This window comes from Weissella sagaensis (genome assembly GCF_005405285.1).
In the GTDB taxonomy this organism is placed as follows: domain Bacteria; phylum Bacillota; class Bacilli; order Lactobacillales; family Lactobacillaceae; genus Weissella; species Weissella sagaensis.
Genome location: NZ_BJDT01000002.1, coordinates 139,234 through 158,872, shown reverse-complemented (window position 1 = coordinate 158,872; position 19,639 = coordinate 139,234). Strand labels below are relative to the sequence as shown.

Sequence of the window (19,639 nt, the reverse complement as noted above, 5' to 3'; positions counted from 1 at the left end):
TGTTAGTCTGACGGTTTTTCTGTTATATAATTAATAAAAATTGTTAAGGCTTATTGATGAAAATGATTATTTGATTTCTAATAGAGCATGCATTTTTGGAGAATCTAGATGGTCAAAATCAAAGCGTATGACTGGTGAGCTTTGATATAATAAGCTTATACAAGATAATTTTTGAAAGGTAAGCACGGTTAGTATAATGAAACCTAAGTTAGAAGATGTCGCAAAATTAGCGGGTGTATCAAAAACAACAGCCTCTCATGTGCTTAATAATCGTGGCTATTTAAGTGAGAAAACGCTTGAAAAAGTACATGATGCAATGGAAACATTAAATTATCAACCAAATGCAGCCGCACGGCAATTGTTTAAGCAAAAGACGGGATTGATTGGGCTTATTTTCCCAACTGTGTCAAATCCTTTTTTTGGTGAGTTAGTAAATTATTTAGAGTATGAATTATATCAACGAGATTTTAAAGTAATTATTGGTAATTCATTGCAGGATACACATAAAGAAACGGATTATTTAAATCAATTATTAGCAGGACAAGTAGACGGTTTAATTTTGGGAACACATAATCAGGGGATTGCTGAGTATAAATATAGTCATCTACCAGTTGTGGCAATTGATCGTGTTATGAATAGTGATATTCCAATTGTTGAATCTGATAATTATAAAGGTGGTATTTTAGCAACACAACGACTAATTAATGCTGGTGTTACACGTATTATTCATACAAATGGACCAAGTTCGTTAGAAACACCAGCACAGCGACGGCGTACTGCTTATGAAAAGGTCATGACCGATTATGGATTAGAGCCACATACTTTCACAATTGATTTTAGGTTATCGTTTGCTGAGAAAAAGCAACGTTATAATGAACTATTTGAGATATATCCAGATATGGAAGCGATATTTGTTTCAAATGATGTCGATGCAGGCATTGTGATGTCAATTGCAAAGGAACGTGGCCAAAATATTCCTGCTGATTTATTGGTTGTCGGATATGATGGTACTGAACTCATGAGAAATATGGTGCCTGAATTAACGACAATTGTTCAGCCAATTGAAGAAATGGCTAAAGTAGCCGTTGATGTTTTATTAAAACGGATTTCGGGAACGAAGACGGAATTGGAATATATACTACCTGTCGATTTGTGGGAAGGGGAAACAAGTAACAGATAGTTTTGAGAGACCAGGTAACTGGTCTTTTTTTTGTCGCTTTATATCAACCGGTTGACATACTCCAGAAACCCGGTTTATAATATCAATTGTGAAAGCGATTACATTTTTGTTTTAGTTACATGACACGATTTTTTGTTTATTCGAAGGGGGACTATCTTGTGTCAAAATATATGAAAGCTTTTAAAAATGAATCTTATCTTCAAAGTTCGGTAACAATGTTTTTGTACTTTGCATCCTGGGGGATTTGGTGGTCATTTTTTCAATTATGGTTAACATCTAAAAGTGGTTTGAATTTAAACGGTAGTGCTGTGGGGACAATTTATTCTGCTAATTCATTAGTGACATTAATTTTGATGTTCTTTTATGGGGCATTACAAGATAAATTGGGAATTAAAAGACATTTGCTAATATTTAGTGGTATCTGTGCAGCGCTAGTAGGGCCATTTTTTATTTACGCATATGAACCCATGTTGAATAGTAATTTTACAATTGGGTTGGTAGTGGGTTCAATTTTCTTGTCAGCAGGCTTTTTAGCAACTACGGGTATCTATGAAGCTTTAATAGAGCGATTTAGTCGGGTATTTAAGTTTGAATACGGTCAAGCACGTGCTTGGGGATCATTTGGTTACGCAGTGGTAGCACTATTGGCAGGACATTTATTTGTTATTAATCCTGATTTAAATTTTTGGATTGGTTCAATTTTTGGTGTGCTATTACTGTTAAATGTTTGTCTTTGGGTGCCTAAAGCAGAGCGAGAAGAAAAAAAGCGTAGCAACCAAGCAACACAAACGTCAGTACCTAGTGTTAAGGAAATGTTTTCCTTATTGAAGTTACGTGATCTTTGGATTGTTATTATTCTAATCTTTTTTACATGGACATTTTATACAGTGTTTGATCAACAAATGTTCCCAAGCTTTTATGCAGGTTTGTTTGGGTCAGTTGCTCAAGGACAACAAATGTATGGTAATTTAAATTCAATCCAAGTTTTTGTAGAAGCTATTATGATGGGAATTGTCCCCATTATTATGAATAAGATTGGCGTACGTAACACGCTATTACTAGGAATCACAATTATGGCAATTCGTATCGGCCTATGCGGATTTATTGATAATCCAGTTGCGATTTCATTTGTTAAAATGCTACATTCTTTTGAAACACCACTCTTTATTTTATCGATTTTTAGATATTTCACATTACATTTTGAAACCAAGTTATCAGCTACTTTATATATGATTGGTTTTCAGGTTGCGGCTCAATTAGGTCAAGTTGTTCTTTCAACACCATTAGGAATGTTACGAGATAACTCAGGCTACGCAACAACTTTCCATATCATTACGGTTATTGTGGCCATTGCCGGTGTTTATGCATTCTTTATGATTAAAAGAGATGATCAAGATGTAAATGGTGAGCCATTAGTTAAGCCAGCTGCTTAAGAAGAAAGGAATTTGACATAATGACTGAAAAATTAATACAAGTAACTAATCCACGTTATCGTCCTAATTTTCATGTGGCAGCACCATCAGGTTGGATTAATGATCCAAACGGTTTTGTTTATTTTAAAGGGTATTATCATATTTTCTATCAATACCATCCGTACAGTGCAGAATGGGGACCAATGCATTGGGGGCATGCCCGTAGTTTAGATCTTGTTCATTGGGAATCATTGCCAATTGCATTATCACCGGAAAAACCAATTTCTAAGAACGGTATTTTTTCAGGAAGTGCGCTTGTTAAAGATGATAAATTGTATTTGATGTACACAGGACATCATTTTGGCGATAGTGGTGATGATGATGACTTCTATGAGGATCAAAATATTGCTGTTAGCGAAGATGGACTTAATTTTGAAAAATATGCAAATAATCCAGTTATTTCAACGCCACCCCGTGATAATACAGCTAATTTCCGTGATCCAAAACTTTGGCAAAGCGACGACACTTATTATGTAATTCTTGGTGGGCAAACGCTAGATTCAAAAGTAGGGCGCGTATTGCTTTATTCATCAAAAGATTTGTTGAGTTGGCATTATGAAGGTACAATCGCGCAATCGCAATCAGTCGCTACAGAAGGTTATATGTGGGAGTGTCCAGATATCTTTTCACTTGCTGACCAAGATGTTTTGTTGATGTCACCACAAGGTATGCAACCTGATCATGAAAAGTATTTAAATCTACATCAAACAGGATATATGATTGGTAAATTGGATGTGGCGACAGCAAACTTTGAAAGAAGTGGGTTTGTTGAAATTGATCATGGTCATGATTTTTATGCTAGCCAGACCATGTTAGCACCAGACGGTCGACGCATTATGTTTGGTTGGATGGCCATGTGGGAAAGTGAAATGCCTGAGAAAAAAGATGGCTGGGCAGGAGCATTAACTTTTCCCCGTGAATTAACGCTCAAGGACAATCATGTTTATATGCAACCGGTTGCCGAACTAGATCAGTTAAGGATTAAGCAGACTAAAAATAAAATATCATTTGTATCAGGTTCAACAACGCAATTATTGCTATCAGATGCTGATAGTCACGAAATTCAAATGCAATTAAAGGCAGATGAAGATTTTACGATAACGTTTATGGCGGCTGATGATGCGGCCTTAGCCTTACAATTTGCGCATCAAGAAAATAAGGTAACGATTTCAAGATCTGATCGCATAGACAAACGAATAGCTTACGTTAACGAATCAGCAATAATAAAGTTACAATTATTGATTGATCGTAGTTCAGCAGAAATTTTTATTAATGATGGTGAAACAGTATTTACAGAACGGTATTATAGTGAGATTCATCCAAATATCATCCTAGATAGAATAAACTTTGATGATGTGCAAGTGACCACGTATGAGTTAGAGAAAGATGCTGTTAAATATTAACATAACTAAAATAGGAGAAATAAAATGTCACTTTTAGGAGCAATTGAAGCAGGCGGAACAAAGTTTGTTGTTGCAGTAGCTGATGTAAGTGATCCAGATACAGTTATTGCACGTGAAAGTTTCCCGACGTTAGATGGATCGGCAACAATTAAGCAAGTTACGACATTCTTTGATCAATTCGATGATATTGCTGCGATTGGTGTTGCTGCGTTTGGTCCAATTGATATTAATCCACACAGTCGGACATATGGGTATGTCTTGGATACACCCAAAAGAGGTTGGTCGGGTTATGATTTTTTGGGAGCTATGAAAGCATGGCGTGACATACCTTACTATTGGACGACAGATGTGAATGGTGCCGGTTGGTCAGAGTATGTTTCCGGCGCCGCAAAAGATGTTGAAAATGTGGTTTATCTAACGGTCGGTACCGGTATTGGGGCAGGAATCATTCAACATGGTCAATTACTAAGTGGGCATTCACATCCTGAGGCTGGTCATATTATGATGCGCAAACATCCTAAAGACCAATATGTCGGTCATTGCCCCTTTCATGGCGATACATGTTTAGAAGGATTAGCTTCAGGACCAGCCATTGAAGAACGCTGGCAAGAATCAGCTAAGTCTTTACCTGATGATCATGTAGCTTGGGAAATTGAAGCAGATTATTTAGCACAGGCTTTGGTAACTTATACGACTATTTTAAGACCAGATAAGATTGTATTTGGTGGTGGTGTACCACATCGTCGAATCTTGTTGCCAATGGTTCGTCAATCATTTGCACGACAATTAGCGGATTATTTGCCAGTTGATGATTTAGAACGTTATATTGTACCTGTTGAACATGGGGACAATGCGGGAATCTTAGGATGCTTTTACTTAGCTAAATCATTGTTAATCGAATAAATTGATAAAACAAAAAGTCATTGCTTACTAACGATGTTGACCACACTAGTTAGATAAGCAATGACTTTTTTAGTGCCGTTGAATGACGAGGGCACTTTCGGTAGTTAATAGGTCTTCATAGTAAGAGACGCTATAAGAATTGGCGGGTAGTTTTGCAAAGTAGGCTTTGCTGGTGTTTAGCAATTGCGCATCGTCACTTAGCAAACATAATAAACCATCTGTTTTTAAAAACATTAAAATGGCCTTAGCAGCATTTTGCACAGCAGCTAAATCCATTTTGGAATCTACTTGAAACATGGCAGCACCAATGGGCTGTGTTGGTTCTAGGTAGTTAATAATATTTGAAAAATCTTTATTAATTAAATCAACTCGGTCGTTCAGACCACTTAAGAATAGTGAGGCAGCAACATCATCGATTTCATCTTTTTTTTCTGAAAAAGCCAAAAGTTTGCCAGTATCACCAATACGACTAGCTAAAAAACGAGTGATGTCCCCATGATGAATAGTGGCATCAATCGCGAGGTCACCAGGGTTTAGGTATTCATTTAGTGATATTTGAACTAGATTTTGAATTTTGCGCATTTTCGAAAACCTCTCGTGTACGATATTTAAAAATAATTTCCTTAGACATGATTAATAGGAAGACGCCCAAGCCAAAACCGGCCAAAACATCTGACAAGTAGTGTACGCCCAAATAGACACGACTAACAGGAATGGCAATAATTAAAGCCGCAAACAAAGTCATAAAAGCATAGCGAATATTATCTTCAGATTTTAAATAATAATGAACTAAAACAATTAATGAACCATAGAGCAAAATGGCATTTAACGCATGCCCTGAAGGAAATGAATAACCTGATTGCTCAATAACATGATAAATGTCGGGGCGTGGCCGTTTGAAAATATGCTTAAACACACTCATAACGCCACCACCAAAGACACCAACGTTGACAACCATAAATACAGCAACATCCCATTTGCGAATCAATAATGCAATGATGGCGGTGATAGCCATGACGAGAGCAGTCCATTTTGTGTTACCAGCACGTGTAATGTTGCGGAAAAACCAGGATCTTTCAGGGGTTAATGGTTCACGAATATAACGGAAACCAAAGTGATCGATTATGCCAATGTAACCAAGATTGTAGACATAACCCAATGCCATGATAATAAAGATTGCTAAACCACCTAAAGCAACGGCTAATTGGAAATAATCAAATTTACGTAAGTGCACTTGTTGCGACCTCCTTCTTATTTATTTCTCATTTTATTAGTTTAGCACAAAATGTCTTAAAAATATTAATAAGAATTAATTTGACGAATCCTTTATGAATATTGAAAGCTCGGTCTTTTTTTGATAAAGTAAGACTATTAAAGTGAGGTTATCAATCATGGCATATCAACACAAATTAGTAGAGAAAAAATGGCAACATTTTTGGGATGAAAATCAGACATTTAAAACAACAAATGCAACTGATAAAGAAAAGTTTTTTGCAATGGACATGTTTCCATTTCCATCTGGTCAAGGCTTGCATGTTGGTCATCCAGAAGGTTATACGGCGACGGACATTGTATCACGTATGAAGCGGATGCAAGGCTATAATGTTTTACATCCAATGGGATTTGATGCTTTTGGGTTACCAACTGAAGAATACGCCATTAAAACTGGTGAAGATCCAAAAACGGTAACGGCTAAAAACGTTAAGACTTTCCGTCACCAAATGAAATCATTGGGGTTGTCTTATGATTGGTCACGCGAAGTTAACACAACAGATCCAAAGTATTATAAGTGGACACAATGGATTTTTGAACAATTATATAAAAAAGGGTTAGCTTACGAAGATGAAATCATGGTTAACTGGGCCCCTGATTATAACGGTGGAACAGTGGTTGCCAATGAGGAAATCATTGATGGTAAAACTGAACGTGGGGGTTATCCAGTTTATCGTGTGCCAATGCGCCAATGGGCTTTGAAAATCACGGCATATGCAGATTGTTTAATTGATGATTTGGAAGATTTAGATTGGCCAGAAGCCATTAAGGAACAACAACGTCACTGGATTGGTCGTTCAATTGGGGCATCAGTTAATTTTAAAGTACAAAATACTGATGATGAAATTGAAGTCTTTACGACACGTGCTGATACGTTGTTTGGTGCAACATATTTGGTCCTATCACCAGAACACCAACTTGTTGAAACGATTGTTAGTGATGCACAACGTGATGCTGTTGAAGCTTTGAAGGCTGAAATTGCTTCTAAGTCAGATTTAGAGCGTACGGACTTGAATAAAGATAAAACTGGTGTGTTCACAGGGGCTTATGCCATTAACCCAGTTAATGGTGAAGCATTACCAATCTGGATTGGTGATTATGTCTTAGCATCATACGGAACGGGTGCTATTATGGCAGTTTCTGCTCACGACAGTCGTGATTATGATTTTGCTAAGAAATACGACTTGCCAATTCGTCCTGTTATTGCTGGCGGTGATCTTGAAAAAGAGGCTTATACTGGCAATGGTGAACACATCAATTCTGGCTTCTTAAACGGTTTGGATAAAGAAGAAGCCATTACAAAGATGATTGATTGGCTAGAAGAAAATCATGCTGGCCATAAGAAGGTTAACTTCCGCTTGCGTGATTGGATTTTCTCACGTCAACGTTATTGGGGTGAGCCAATTCCTGTTATTCACTGGGAGGATGGCGAACAAACATTAGTACCTGAGTCAGAACTACCATTACGTTTGCCAGAGGTTGACAATATCATGCCTTCTGGTACTGGTGAGTCACCATTGGTTAATGTTGATGATTGGGTTAATGTTGTTGATGAAAATGGCCGTAAAGGTAAGCGTGAAACGAACACGATGCCACAGTGGGCTGGTTCATCATGGTACTACTTACGTTATATGGATCCACACAATGATCAAGAAATTGTGTCACCAGAAGCAGAAGCTTACTGGAAAAATGTTGATTTGTATATCGGTGGTGCTGAACATGCGGTATTGCATTTGCTATATGCACGTTTCTGGCACAAGGTATTGTACGACTTAGGCGTTGTGCATACGAAGGAACCATTCCAAAAGTTAGCTAATCAAGGAATGATTCTTGGTGAAAACCATGAAAAGATGTCAAAGTCAAAAGGAAACGTTGTTAATCCTGATGATGTTGTTGATGAATATGGTGCAGATACATTGCGCTTGTATGAAATGTTCATGGGACCCTTGGAACAATCGATTGCTTGGTCAGAAGAAGGATTGGCTGGTTCACGTCGTTGGCTAGATCGCGTTTGGCGTTTGTTTATTGATGATGAAGATAAGTTGCGCGATCACATTACAACAGTTAATGATCACAAGCTTGATAAAATCTACAATGAAACAGTCAAAAAAGTAACTGATGATTACGAGAACTTACGTTTTAATACGGCAGTTTCACAAATGATGATTTTTATCAATGAAGCTTATAAGCAAGAAAACTTGGCAGTTGAATATGTTGAAGGATTTATTAAAATGTTAAATCCAATTGCGCCACACATGACTGAAGAATTGTGGAGCTACTTACATGCTGACGAGTCAATTGCGTACGCTAAGTGGCCAACATATGATGAAGCTGCTTTGGTAGCTGATGAAATAGAAATAATTTTACAAGTTAATGGTAAGTTACGTGGTCGGGTTACTGTTCCTGCTGATGCTGATCGTGAAGCAATGATTACGATTGCTACTAACGAAGAAGCTATTCAAAAGCAACTTGATGGTGCTGAACCAAAGAAAGTTATTGCCGTACCTGGTAAGCTAGTTAACTTTGTTGTTTAGTTTGACAATTTATTTGTAATAGGTAAATGAAATCACTGTATTCGTCTGAACACAGTGATTTTTTTATGTGTTATTTATGGTCAAATACGTTATCATTATTGAATATGGTGAATTACATCTACAAACAATGAGATTTATTGTGTATAATAATATATTGGGTTGATACTGGCGCTATAGTTCAACAGGATAGAACAAGGACCTCCTAAGTCTTAGATCACAGTTCGAGTCTGTGTAGCGTCATTAAATATTAGGAAGGGGACTACGCATGAAGGACGATAAAACACCCCAATCAAATTCACCATTTCGACGAGATATTACGTTTGAAGAATTAAATCAAATTATTAATGGTAAAAAAGTTGATGAAATTTTTGATGAGCGGCATGATGAGGCACTTTCTCCGGAAAATACAACGTCAGAGCGTACGAAACCACTGACAGTAAATAGTGCTAACGTTAAAATGCATAAAAATGGGGTTGCAACGTTTAAAGTACATGAAGTACCCGACACGGTCACTAGCAATTCAGCAACGCCCCTGACTAAACAACCAGTAACTGAGAAGGTGTTTAAAAACAGTGTTGCAGCGCCGCCTGTACAACCAGAAGTAACCAATCAAGAAACAATGACACCACCAGTAGAATCAGAGAAGGATGCAAAATCCCGAATGTTACGTGGATCAGCTTGGATGACAATTGGTAGCTTAGCATCACGTCTGTTAGGTGCATTATATGTGATTCCTTGGATTGCAATGATTGGTAATGTGTACTATAACTTAGCTAATTCACTATTTTCACAAGGTTATCAAATTTATAGTGTAGCTTTGCTGATTGCTACAGCTGGGTTGCCTAACGTTTTGGCACGATTAGTTGCTGAATATAGTGCTTCGCGTCAGTATGAAGCAATTCGGCATATTTTCCGGCAAGCTTTAAATTTAGGTGCTATTTTAGGCATTGTTTCTGGTGCAGCATTGTATTTGTTAGCAGGGTTATTATCACAAGGTGATCCTAACGTCGTTCGGGTTATCAGAGCTTTATCGGCTGCTGTTGTGATTATTCCGGTTCTATCAATGTTGCGAGGCTATGTGCAAGGGTTTGAATTCATGGCTTTATCGGCTTGGTCACAGTTTATTGAACAACTAGTGCGAGTCGTGTACATGCTGGCCATGACGTATTGGATTATGGTCGGACATCATGGTAACTGGGTTGATGCCACTGTCCAATCAACGTTTGCTGCCTTTTGGGGTGCTTTGGCAGCGATTATTATTTTACTATTTGGCATTTTACGTAGGCGTCGTTTCTTTAGTGAACAACGCCAGCAGGGTGTTCAAGTTAAGAAATTTGATGCTCGTGCTATTTTAATCAGAATGGCACGACAATCAGTACCGGTTATCTTTGCAGGGTCAGCCATTTCCTTAGTCCAAGTATTTGATCAGTATACATTCTTTAGAATTATACGTGCCTTTACTAGTGTTTCGAATGATGCAATGCAAGCAATGTATGCCCAATTTGCTTTTAATTCAAATAAGTTGGTCATGTTAGTTGTGTCGCTAGCAGTTGGGATGTCTGAAACAGCGTTGCCAATGATTTCAAGAGCACGTGAGCTGGGTGATCGTGAAAATATTGGCCATCAGATTCAATTTGCTTTTAAATTATTAGCGTTTGTTATGGTGCCGGCAGTTTTGGGGATGGTGGCAATTGCACGACCACTTTATATTTTGTTTTATCAAACATCTGATTTGACTAATGGTACTTTAATTTTACAATTTGCTAGTTATTCAGCTATTTTCTTGAGTTTATATATGGTTGTTTTAGCAATTTATCAAGGATTAGGACGATTGGGTTATACAGTTAGACTGTTAGTACTAATTTTCATTTTGAAATTTGTTTTGCAAATACCATTAACCATCTGGCTACAAGGTATGGGACCATTGCTTGCAACAACCATTGCATTTATGGTGGGGATGATTATTGCGATTCATCATCTATCAACGCTATATCATATTGATTGGTCATCCTTTAATGCAACATTCATGGTTATTCTGTTTTGGAGCTTGATTATGTATGCGGTTGTCACGCCAATTACGTACACGTTAGGTTTGTTTGTGCCAGATACTAAATCAGCACAATTATTATTGTTGCTAATTGCTGGTGCGATCGGGACCGTTATTTATGGTATTACTATCTTAAAAACGCATGTTGGTGAAGAAATTTTAGGTGCTCGTGCTGTTAAATTAGCACATAAGTTGCATTTGAAAAAATAAAATGATGAATATTACGATAAAGTTGGACTCAAATATTGAGTCCAACTTTTTTTATGCTAAACTGTGGAAAAACTTGTGCAAAAGATCGCTTGTTTGTGGAAAACTCGCGTGAAAAGGTGGAAAAGATGGTTAGATTTCCACCGACTATTTTTAATTTAAGTTTGAAGCCATAAAAAAATAGTAAAAAACCAATACAAATTGCTTGTTTGGACACTTTTTATTAAAATTTTTAACACTATTTACTGTGGAAAACGTAGATTTATGAGTTGTTTGCCAAAATTTAAGGCAGATAGCGTATAATTTAAAATAACATATATGAAGATAAGGATGAGAGTTAAACATGACACGTTCATTTGAAGAATTAACAACGGCAGAATTTGAAGCATTTGCCCAAACGCATGCTGATGGTAGTTATTTACAAACAGCCTCACAAGCTCGCCTGTTGGCTCGTCGTGGCTGGCAAACAAGATTAGTTGGTTTAGTTGAAGATCATAAAGTTCAAGCAGCTGCAGTTTTGGGATGGATTCCAGTTAAAATGGGAAATCTTTTTCAAATTGACGGTGGTATGTTGATTGATTTTAGTAATCAAGAATTAGTTACAGAATTTGTTGCAGGTGTTATGGCGTTTGCCAAGGAACATCGAGGTCTATTTTTACGAATTATGCCAAATGCAATTTATCGTAAATTTAATGATGACGGTGACCAAATTGGTACAGATAATCGTACTGTGATTGATGCACTAACAGCAATTGGGTTTACACATACGCCAGCAACCCAAGGCTGGACGACTAATTCATCACCATCTTGGCAATATGTGAAATCACTACAGCCAGTATTAGATGCTGGTGGTGATTCTAAGGCATTACGGGCATCGTTTGCCAAAGATGGTAAATATTATTTGAAGAAAACAGATCAATTTGGTATCAAAGTGCATCGTTTAGTCAAAGATGAATTACCAGCATTTAAGGCTTTAACGCAAGATACGGCTAATCGATTAGACTATCACGATAAAGACTTAGATTTTTATGAAACTGTCTTTGAAGAATATGGTGATGATGCGTACTTTGTGTTTGCTGAAATGGATTTTCCAGCCTATATTAAGGGACAACAACAAGCTCGTGATCATTTAGCTGAAGTTGTGGCTAATTTAGATACACGCATTTCTGAGAAACCAAATTATAAAAAGTTAAAACGACAACGCGCTGAATATGCTGATCAACATAAGCAACATGAGAAACGAATTGCGCAAGCACAGACTGCACGACAAGAAGCTGGTAAGGATGTTGTTGTCATTGCAGGTGCTTTATTCTTGGCGACAGCTAATGAAATGATTTACCTTTATTCAGGAACGTATGATGAATATAAGAATTTTTATGGACCATATGCTGTGCAAGAATACGCGTTTAAACAGGCAGTTGCACGTAAAATTCCAAATTATAATTTTTATGGTATTTCTGGTGTGTTTGATGGTTCTGATGGTGTATTAGGATTTAAACAAGGTTTTGCTGGTCATGCAGAAGAAAAAGTTGGTTCATTTATTAAGCCGATTAACAGTACCAAGTATGCCGTGTATCGCTTCTTAAAGAAAATTTTGGCTCGAGGATAGTGTGAATAAATAAAAAAATGTAACGAAGGCCGTTCTAAACGACGTTTGTTACATTTTTTTGTTTTATTTATTTTTTAAAGAAACCATAACGCCATAGAATTAGTGTGATAATAACCATAAAAATAACGGTAATCAAGATAGTGTATATCCAACCATCGTTAACACGCGTTAATGGTAGAATGACGTTTTGACCAAAGAAGCCAGAGATAATTGTGGGGACGGTTAAAACGATTGATGACACAGTTAATAATTTCATTGTCCAATTTAGATTAGCGTTGGCAACATTATCAAAAGCATTCGCAACACTACTGGTAACTTCTTGAGATAGTTTGCTAGTATCTAAAGCTTGCTTTAGTTCTACCTCAACATCTTCAATTCGTTCGATTTGCCGAGAATTTAGATTGTTATGATCATGATTTTTAAGCGTTGTTAGTAATGTATAGTCAGTTTGTAATGAATTAATTAAATAAATTAAGTCCGTTTGTAGGGACATTAATTGATTAATGGCAGGTTGAGTAGGTTTCGTTGACTTGATTGAACTTTGAATAGAAAGACGTTTCCGATTGATATTTAAAATTACTTTCATAAATTCATCAGACAGTTTTTCAGCAACGTTGAGAATAAGATCAATGGGTTGGATTTGTGAATTTTCATCTGCTTTATTGGTGAATTCTGTGATGTAATTAATAACATAGTCAGTTTCTTTACGTGTAAATATGTACAAATCAGGTTGGTCAATGTTGTATAAAAAGCTAATTGGTTCAGTTGTTGCACGATTTGATGTCGGAGTAACAACGTCAAAAATCATTAGATTATAATGATGGTCATCATCAAATTCCATGCGTGCACTTTCATAGGGATCGATAGCATAGTTTATTATTTCGTTTGGAATATTTTGGGAATTTATTAGCCATGCACGGTCGTTGGAAGTTAATTCATCGATTTGGTACCAAGTAGAGTTGGCAGATAATGGTTGCTTGTTAATCATGGGAGTGGCTCTTTTCTTTAATTAATTCATACATTTTTAGAGTATTTTATCATACTTTAACCAAATAGATGGTATATATAAAGACCGACAAACTAACTCATTGAATATGAGCAGCTTGTCGGTCTTTGGTTTGACTATAAATTTTATTGATTGTTGAACATAGAAGAGTCGGTTAAGCGATTTGTGTACCTGCTTCTAATGTGTTGTCTAATTTAAAAATATGCTCTACATCGATAATAACCAGAGCAGCGCGTGGAAAACGTTCGAAAATACTTTCAGGCAATAGTTCATTAGCTAAATCATCATTTTCATGTATGTGAGCTTGGCCTTCAAAGCGGAATCCTTTTTGCGCCTCTCTGTCAGCAACGGCAACAGCAGCTCGTCCGTTTTGTTGTAAATTATGGTATGCATGATGGAAAGTGTGCTCGAAATATACTAAATGTGAGTCGTCTAACACGTGTAATGATCCTTTTGGTCCAACTTTTGGCATACCGTTTTCATCAGCAGTTGCTAAAAATGGGAATTGTTCTTGTAGCATTTTTTTCATGTCATCAGTTAATTTAGCCATAATAAATGACCTCCCTCATAAAATTCAGACTATATCACTTACTAATTATAAGGAGTCGAAAGCTAGAAAGCAAATGATTATTTCTTATTTAGAAATTATGTAATCTAACGGTAATGAGGAGTTGACTAATTTGGTAAATATCGGTATACTTTAAAAGTTATCGATAACAAAAATGGAGGAATTAAACTATGACAGTAAAGTCACCATATAACTCATGGGCCAGCCGTCGTCCAGTTTCACATGACCAAGCAAAGAAGGCTCGTCATGCTGAAGTTGTTAACATCCAACAATGGGCCAAGGGTAAAGCTGAATTAGAATCAAAGTAATCCGATTCTAATTAGTGATTAAACAAAAACCGTACTGATGTAGATATACATTTGTACGGTTTTTTTGTTATTAAAAAAGCAGTGATTATAAGATATAGGTAAAATAGAAGATGAATGAGTTATAAAATATCAAAAGATTAATAGGAAGGTTAAACTATGGCAAGTAAATATCCGACAGCAGAATTGATCGGCGTTGTAATGCAACAAACCAATAATGGTCAATACGCACTAAAAGAAAAGCAAGTCGACCAGGTAATGTTCCATAGTTGGCGTATCGGCAAACATACTAAAGGTAAATTACTAGAACCAGGTCAATTATTTTTAACAGAAAATAATTTAATTGTGATGTTGATTGCAATTAGACCATTAGCGTTTAAAAATCGGCATGACTTAAATCCAATAGCACGCTTTCTAACAACAATGGGACCAGAATCGTTGAAAAATCAATTATTAACAAACTATACCAGTTAACTTTTATTATCAAATATTGGGCTGCTATTTTATAAGACTCAGGTTAAAATAATGAATATAGACTATTTTTATTTGAACAAATAGGGGGGATTTAAATATGGCAACAGCCGAATTTGGGGTTGTAGGACTAGCTGTTATGGGACGTAATTTAGCCTTGAATGTCGCATCACGTGGCTATAAGGTAGCACTTTATAATCGTACATCTGGGCGTACGGAAGACTTGGTGGCAAAGCATCCTGATTCAGGATTTGTCCCTAGTTATTCGATTGAAGATTTTGTCGCATCAATTCAAAAGCCACGTCGTATTCTGCTAATGGTTAAGGCAGGTGCCGGAACTGATGCCGTCATTGAAGAATTATTACCTTATCTAAATGAGGGTGATATTTTATTGGATGGTGGTAACACTTTCTTTGAAGATACGATTCGTCGTTCTAAAAAGTTAGAAAAATCAGGGATTAACTTTATTGGCATGGGAGTGTCTGGTGGTGAATTGGGAGCTTTACAAGGTCCTTCAATGATGCCAGGTGGTCAGCGGGGTGCTTATGATTTAGTCGAACCAATTTTGCAAGAAATTGCAGCAAAAGCGCCTGAAGATGGCAAGCCAACAGTTACTTATATTGGGCCTGATGGTGCTGGTCATTATGTGAAAATGGTACACAATGGGATTGAATATGGCGATATGCAGCTAATTGCAGAATCATATGATATTTTAAAGCGTGTTCTTAAACTAGATAAGCAACATTTAGCGGATACTTTTGCGCAATGGAATACAGGTGAATTAGATTCATACTTGATTGAAATTACGGCAGATATTCTAACGCGTGATGATGACTTGGGGTCAGGTAACCCAATGGTTGATATGATTTTGGACCGTGCTGGTAATAAGGGAACTGGTAAGTGGTCATCACAATCAGCCTTAGAAGTGGGGGCACCACAATCATTAATTACAGAATCTGTCTATGCACGCTATATTTCAGCATTGAAAACTGATCGTGTTGCAGCTGCTGAAGTATTATCAGGCCCAAATTATGAATTCCAAGGTGATCAAAATGCAACGATTGAAGATATTCGTAAGGCATTGTACTTTGGTAAAGTAATGTCATACGCGCAAGGATTTGATCAATTACGAATGGCTTCAAATTACTACGATTGGTCACTACCATTTGGTGAATTAGCACAATTGTGGCGTGCTGGTGCAATTATCCGCGCGCAATTCTTGCAACGCATTACTGATGCATATGATGAAACGCCTGATTTACACAATTTATTACTATCACCTTACTTTAAACAAATTGCTGAGTCGTACCAAGCTGCAGCCCGTCGTGTGATTGCATTAGCCACCACTGCAGGTGTCCCAGTGCCGTCATTGTCAGCAGCGGTGGCTTACTATGATTCATATCGTTCGGCAGTATTGCCAGCTAATTTAATCCAAGCACAACGTGATTATTTTGGCGCCCATACGTATGAACGTGTCGATAAGCCAGCTGGTGAAATGTATCATTATTCATGGTATGACGAAGCATAAAATAAAAACACATATTTATTTATGTTGTTATGCGATATAAAGTATGGTAATATTTATTTGGTTAAGCAAAACCCGTACATTGATTAAGGAGAGTTAAACAAATGATTGTATTTATGAACAATAATAATAATCGCTTGAACTCAACACAATTAGTGATTGGGCGTTTTGTGTAACGCTTAAACTGTGAGTACTTATCGAGCAGTCACCCAATTACTAAATTGGGTGACTGCTTTTTTTGTTTATTTTTATATTAGGAGAGTGATTATATGGCGCAGGATGTCGAGTTAAAACGATCGATGGGTATTTGGTCAGGATTATCGTTGGTCGTGGGGACGGTAATTGGATCTGGAATCTTTTTCAAACAAGCAGGTGTTTTACAAACAGCTGGTTCATCAACATTAGGGTTATTAGCTTGGCTAGCGGGAGGAATTATTACGCTGGCGGCTGGTTTAACCATTGCAGAAATTGGCGCACGTTTACCTAAGACAGGAGGGTTGTATAGCTATATTGAATCTTTATATGGTCCTGTTGCTGGCTTTTTAACAGGGTGGATGCAAGTCGTTATTTATGCACCAGCAGTTATAGCATCAATTGCAGGTTATGCTGCCTTTTTAACAGCTAACTTTTTAGGTGTGTCAACAAAATATGCGACTTGGATTTCTGTCTTATATGTTGCCTTCATTGCAGCTGTCAACTTATTTGAAAATCGTGTGGCAGCTGGGTTTCAAGTATTAACAACATCAATTAAATTAATTCCCATTGCAATTTTAATTATTTATGGACTATTTTTTGGGAAAGTTGATGCTCTTGGACAAACTGTGACACATACTGTGACACACGGTGGTGGATTTGGAATGGCTATTTTGGCAACATTATTTGCCTATGATGGTTGGATTTTATTGGCTAATATTGCTGGTGAATTAAAGAATCCTCGCCGCGATTTGCCACGATCACTTGTTGGTGGCGTTAGTATCATTGTAGTTGCTTATGTAGGTGTCTCGTTTGGTGTGTATCATGCATTACCATCAGATAAAATCGTTGCATTACAAAACAATGCAACATTTGCTGTTATGCGCTCGGCTTTTGGTGATTTAGGTGGACGTGCTTTGAGTATTGCCATTATTATTTCAATGTTAGGGACCTTGAATGGAAAAATGATGTCATTTCCTCGTATGGCCTATGCAATGTCTTTGGATGGCTTATTTCCAAAATATTTATCAAAGTTAACACGTAAAACGCAAGAGCCAACAAATGCCATTTTGACTGTTGCCGGTATGACAATTGCTTTAGCGATTGTTTATACAAATGGTGTTGATCGTTTGTCAGATATTGCTATTTTTACAATTTGGATTTTTTATACAGCTGCATTTATTGGTGTTTTCATCTTGCGTCGTAAAAAGACGGATGCAACATTAGATGAGAAAACTTTGTTTAAGACACCTTTGTTCCCAGTTACACCATTAGTTGCTATTTTCGGTGCTCTTTTTGTGATTTTTTCAACGATTATTAATGATTTCACTGGTGCAGTTATTTCTTTGCTATTAGTTGCGGTTGGATTACCAGTATTTTATTACTATAACCATAGGCGTCAGCACTAATTGTGAATGATTGTCAGCAATGTTAAAACGCGGTACACTAACTCTATTAGAATTTAATTAGAGGTAGGGATAATGACGTGGGCGACACAAGCAAAACAGTATGAACAAGCATTAATTAATGATTTAAATCAAATTATTCGGATTCCTTCTGTGTTGGATGTAAAGACGCAAACGCCACAGACACCATTTGGGATTGATATGATTCGTGCTTTGAGTCAAATGGAGGCGTTTGCCAGTCGCGATGGGTTTAGGTATGGGCGTGTTGATAACATGGTGACATGGATTGAATTTGGACCACAAGATGCTATTGAAACAGTTGGCATTTTAACACATATCGATGTTGTTCCAGCGGGGGATGGTTGGCTACGACCAGCGTTTAATCCAGAAATATTAGATGGTTTATACTTTGGCCGGGGTGCTGCTGATATGAAAGCAGATCTTATGTCAGCTTATTATGCGATTAAGATGCTAGCTGATCAAAATCGATTATTAAAGCGAAAAATTCGACTTATTATTGGAACTGATGAAGAAAATGGTTGGCGTGATATACCACGCTATATTGAACAAGAAGGCGAACCGACATTGGGCTTTTCGCCTGATGGTGCCTTCCCGGTTATTAATGGCGAAAAAGCTTTTCAAACGGTACAATTACGATTTCCTAGTATTTCAAATGGTACTTATATTTTAGAGCGGTTTATATCAGGAAATCGACCAAATGTCGTGCCAGGTGAAGCTAAAGCTCGTATTCAAGTACCACACGGTGTTAACTTGGTGCAAGATTTTGATAACTTCTTACAACAACAGCCTTTTTTAAACGGCGATGCACAACAAATTGGTCAAACAGTTAAACTGTCGTTGTTGGGTGTACAGGCGCATGGGGCTTATCCGGCTGATGGGAAAAATGCTGGCACTTATCTTGCTCATTTTTTGAGTCATTATGACCTTGGTGGGGATGCTCGTGCTTTTCTTGATTTTGTGGGTATCACCATTCACCAAGATGTATATGCGCATGGATTAGGCTTAGCCTATCAAGATGCACAAATGGGTGATTTAACGTTAAATGTTGGGGTGATGCGTTATAGTAATCATGGTCAGGGAACAATCTTATTGAACTTCCGTTATCCGCAGGGTGTTAATTTACAAGCGGTTATTACACAAGTTCAACGCCATTTAAATGGGTTACAAGCAACGGTAAATCAAGTTCAAGCGGGGATGCCGCCACATCTAGTACCAGTTGAAGATGAATTGGTACGAGTTTTATCCGATGTTTATGCCAAACAAACTGGGCAGTATTTACCACCTAGGACATCAAATGGTGGGTCATATGCACGTTTATTGAAACGAGGCGTTGCTTTTGGCGGTCAGTTTCCGGATTTAAAAGTGACCAGCCATCAAGCGAATGAAAATATACCAGTTGTTAATTTGACTAAAACGATGGCTATTTTCGCAGAATCTCTATGGCGATTATGTCAATAAAGAGATTTTTAATGTTTAATCAGCCATAAACAGTCGTTAACGGTTCATGAGGTGTACCCC

The 19,639-nt window shown here is 37.2% G+C and carries 16 protein-coding genes and 1 tRNA gene; 13 read left to right on the top strand and 4 right to left on the bottom strand.

The features are described from left to right. The first annotated feature begins 196 nt into the window (after nt 1-196). The 4 genes from FFM55_RS03355 (at nt 197) to FFM55_RS03340 (ending at nt 4,958) form a co-directional block, all read left to right on the top strand. Nucleotides 197-1,180: a LacI family DNA-binding transcriptional regulator gene (locus FFM55_RS03355; protein ID WP_137600493.1), complete on the top strand. Its 984-nt coding sequence runs from the start codon at nt 197-199 to the stop codon at nt 1,178-1,180. A 170-nt stretch (nt 1,181-1,350) separates the two neighbouring features. Continuing rightward, nucleotides 1,351-2,613: an MFS transporter gene (locus FFM55_RS03350; protein ID WP_170999651.1), complete on the top strand. Its 1,263-nt coding sequence runs from the start codon at nt 1,351-1,353 to the stop codon at nt 2,611-2,613. Between the two features lie 20 nt (nt 2,614-2,633). After that, nucleotides 2,634-4,055, top strand: a complete 1,422-nt coding sequence (locus FFM55_RS03345) for a glycoside hydrolase family 32 protein (RefSeq protein ID WP_137600491.1) — start codon at nt 2,634-2,636, stop codon at nt 4,053-4,055. A 24-nt stretch (nt 4,056-4,079) separates the two neighbouring features. Then, entirely contained in the window at nt 4,080-4,958 is an 879-nt protein-coding gene (locus FFM55_RS03340) for an ROK family protein (protein ID WP_137600490.1), read from the top strand. A 69-nt stretch (nt 4,959-5,027) separates the two neighbouring features. Here the strand turns inward: FFM55_RS03340 and FFM55_RS03335 are convergent, their stop codons facing one another. After that, the gene (locus tag FFM55_RS03335) at nt 5,028-5,540 is read right to left on the bottom strand and encodes an RsmH family class I SAM-dependent methyltransferase (RefSeq protein ID WP_042493020.1); all 513 of its coding nucleotides are present in this window, start codon (nt 5,538-5,540) and stop codon (nt 5,028-5,030) included. Further along, nucleotides 5,500-6,192 (bottom strand): phosphatase PAP2 family protein, encoded by a 693-nt coding sequence (locus FFM55_RS03330; RefSeq protein ID WP_042493019.1) that lies wholly within the window; start codon nt 6,190-6,192, stop codon nt 5,500-5,502. The genes FFM55_RS03335 and FFM55_RS03330 overlap by 41 nt, the downstream gene beginning before the upstream one ends. Nucleotides 6,193-6,349: 157 nt before the next feature. Between FFM55_RS03330 and leuS the strand changes: the two genes are divergently transcribed. From leuS to FFM55_RS03310, 4 genes are all read left to right on the top strand, one after another. Then, nucleotides 6,350-8,764: a leucine--tRNA ligase gene (gene leuS, locus FFM55_RS03325; RefSeq protein ID WP_137600489.1), complete on the top strand. Its 2,415-nt coding sequence runs from the start codon at nt 6,350-6,352 to the stop codon at nt 8,762-8,764. 167 nt (nt 8,765-8,931) lie between these two features. Continuing rightward, nucleotides 8,932-9,004: transfer RNA gene (locus tag FFM55_RS03320), tRNA-Arg, on the top strand. Nucleotides 9,005-9,029: 25 nt separating this feature from the next. Then, complete coding sequence (locus tag FFM55_RS03315; protein ID WP_052348407.1) at nt 9,030-11,021, top strand: putative polysaccharide biosynthesis protein; 1,992 nt, start codon at nt 9,030-9,032, stop codon at nt 11,019-11,021. 340 nt (nt 11,022-11,361) lie between these two features. After that, a complete protein-coding gene (locus FFM55_RS03310) occupies nt 11,362-12,627 on the top strand; it encodes an aminoacyltransferase (RefSeq protein ID WP_137600488.1) in 1,266 nt (421 codons plus the stop codon). 67 nt (nt 12,628-12,694) lie between these two features. Here FFM55_RS03310 and FFM55_RS03305 read toward each other — a convergent pair whose 3' ends face one another. Then, complete coding sequence (locus FFM55_RS03305) at nt 12,695-13,615, bottom strand: magnesium transporter CorA family protein (RefSeq protein WP_042493015.1); 921 nt, start codon at nt 13,613-13,615, stop codon at nt 12,695-12,697. 172 nt (nt 13,616-13,787) lie between these two features. Beyond that, nucleotides 13,788-14,183 (bottom strand): pyridoxamine 5'-phosphate oxidase family protein, encoded by a 396-nt coding sequence (locus FFM55_RS03300; RefSeq protein WP_042493013.1) that lies wholly within the window; start codon nt 14,181-14,183, stop codon nt 13,788-13,790. A gap of 188 nt (nt 14,184-14,371) precedes the next feature. Between FFM55_RS03300 and FFM55_RS09785 the strand changes: the two genes are divergently transcribed. From FFM55_RS09785 to pepV, 5 genes are all read left to right on the top strand, one after another. After that, nucleotides 14,372-14,509: a hypothetical protein gene (locus tag FFM55_RS09785; RefSeq protein ID WP_165206676.1), complete on the top strand. Its 138-nt coding sequence runs from the start codon at nt 14,372-14,374 to the stop codon at nt 14,507-14,509. A 156-nt stretch (nt 14,510-14,665) separates the two neighbouring features. After that, nucleotides 14,666-14,980, top strand: a complete 315-nt coding sequence (locus tag FFM55_RS03295) for a DUF7671 family protein (protein ID WP_137600487.1) — start codon at nt 14,666-14,668, stop codon at nt 14,978-14,980. Nucleotides 14,981-15,077: 97 nt separating this feature from the next. Further along, nucleotides 15,078-16,505: an NADP-dependent phosphogluconate dehydrogenase gene (gene gnd, locus FFM55_RS03290; RefSeq protein ID WP_137600486.1), complete on the top strand. Its 1,428-nt coding sequence runs from the start codon at nt 15,078-15,080 to the stop codon at nt 16,503-16,505. A 266-nt stretch (nt 16,506-16,771) separates the two neighbouring features. Further along, a complete protein-coding gene (locus FFM55_RS03285; protein ID WP_137600485.1) occupies nt 16,772-18,103 on the top strand; it encodes an APC family permease in 1,332 nt (443 codons plus the stop codon). A 72-nt stretch (nt 18,104-18,175) separates the two neighbouring features. Then, complete coding sequence (gene pepV / locus FFM55_RS03280) at nt 18,176-19,579, top strand: dipeptidase PepV (protein WP_137600484.1); 1,404 nt, start codon at nt 18,176-18,178, stop codon at nt 19,577-19,579. Nucleotides 19,580-19,639 lie beyond the last annotated feature (60 nt).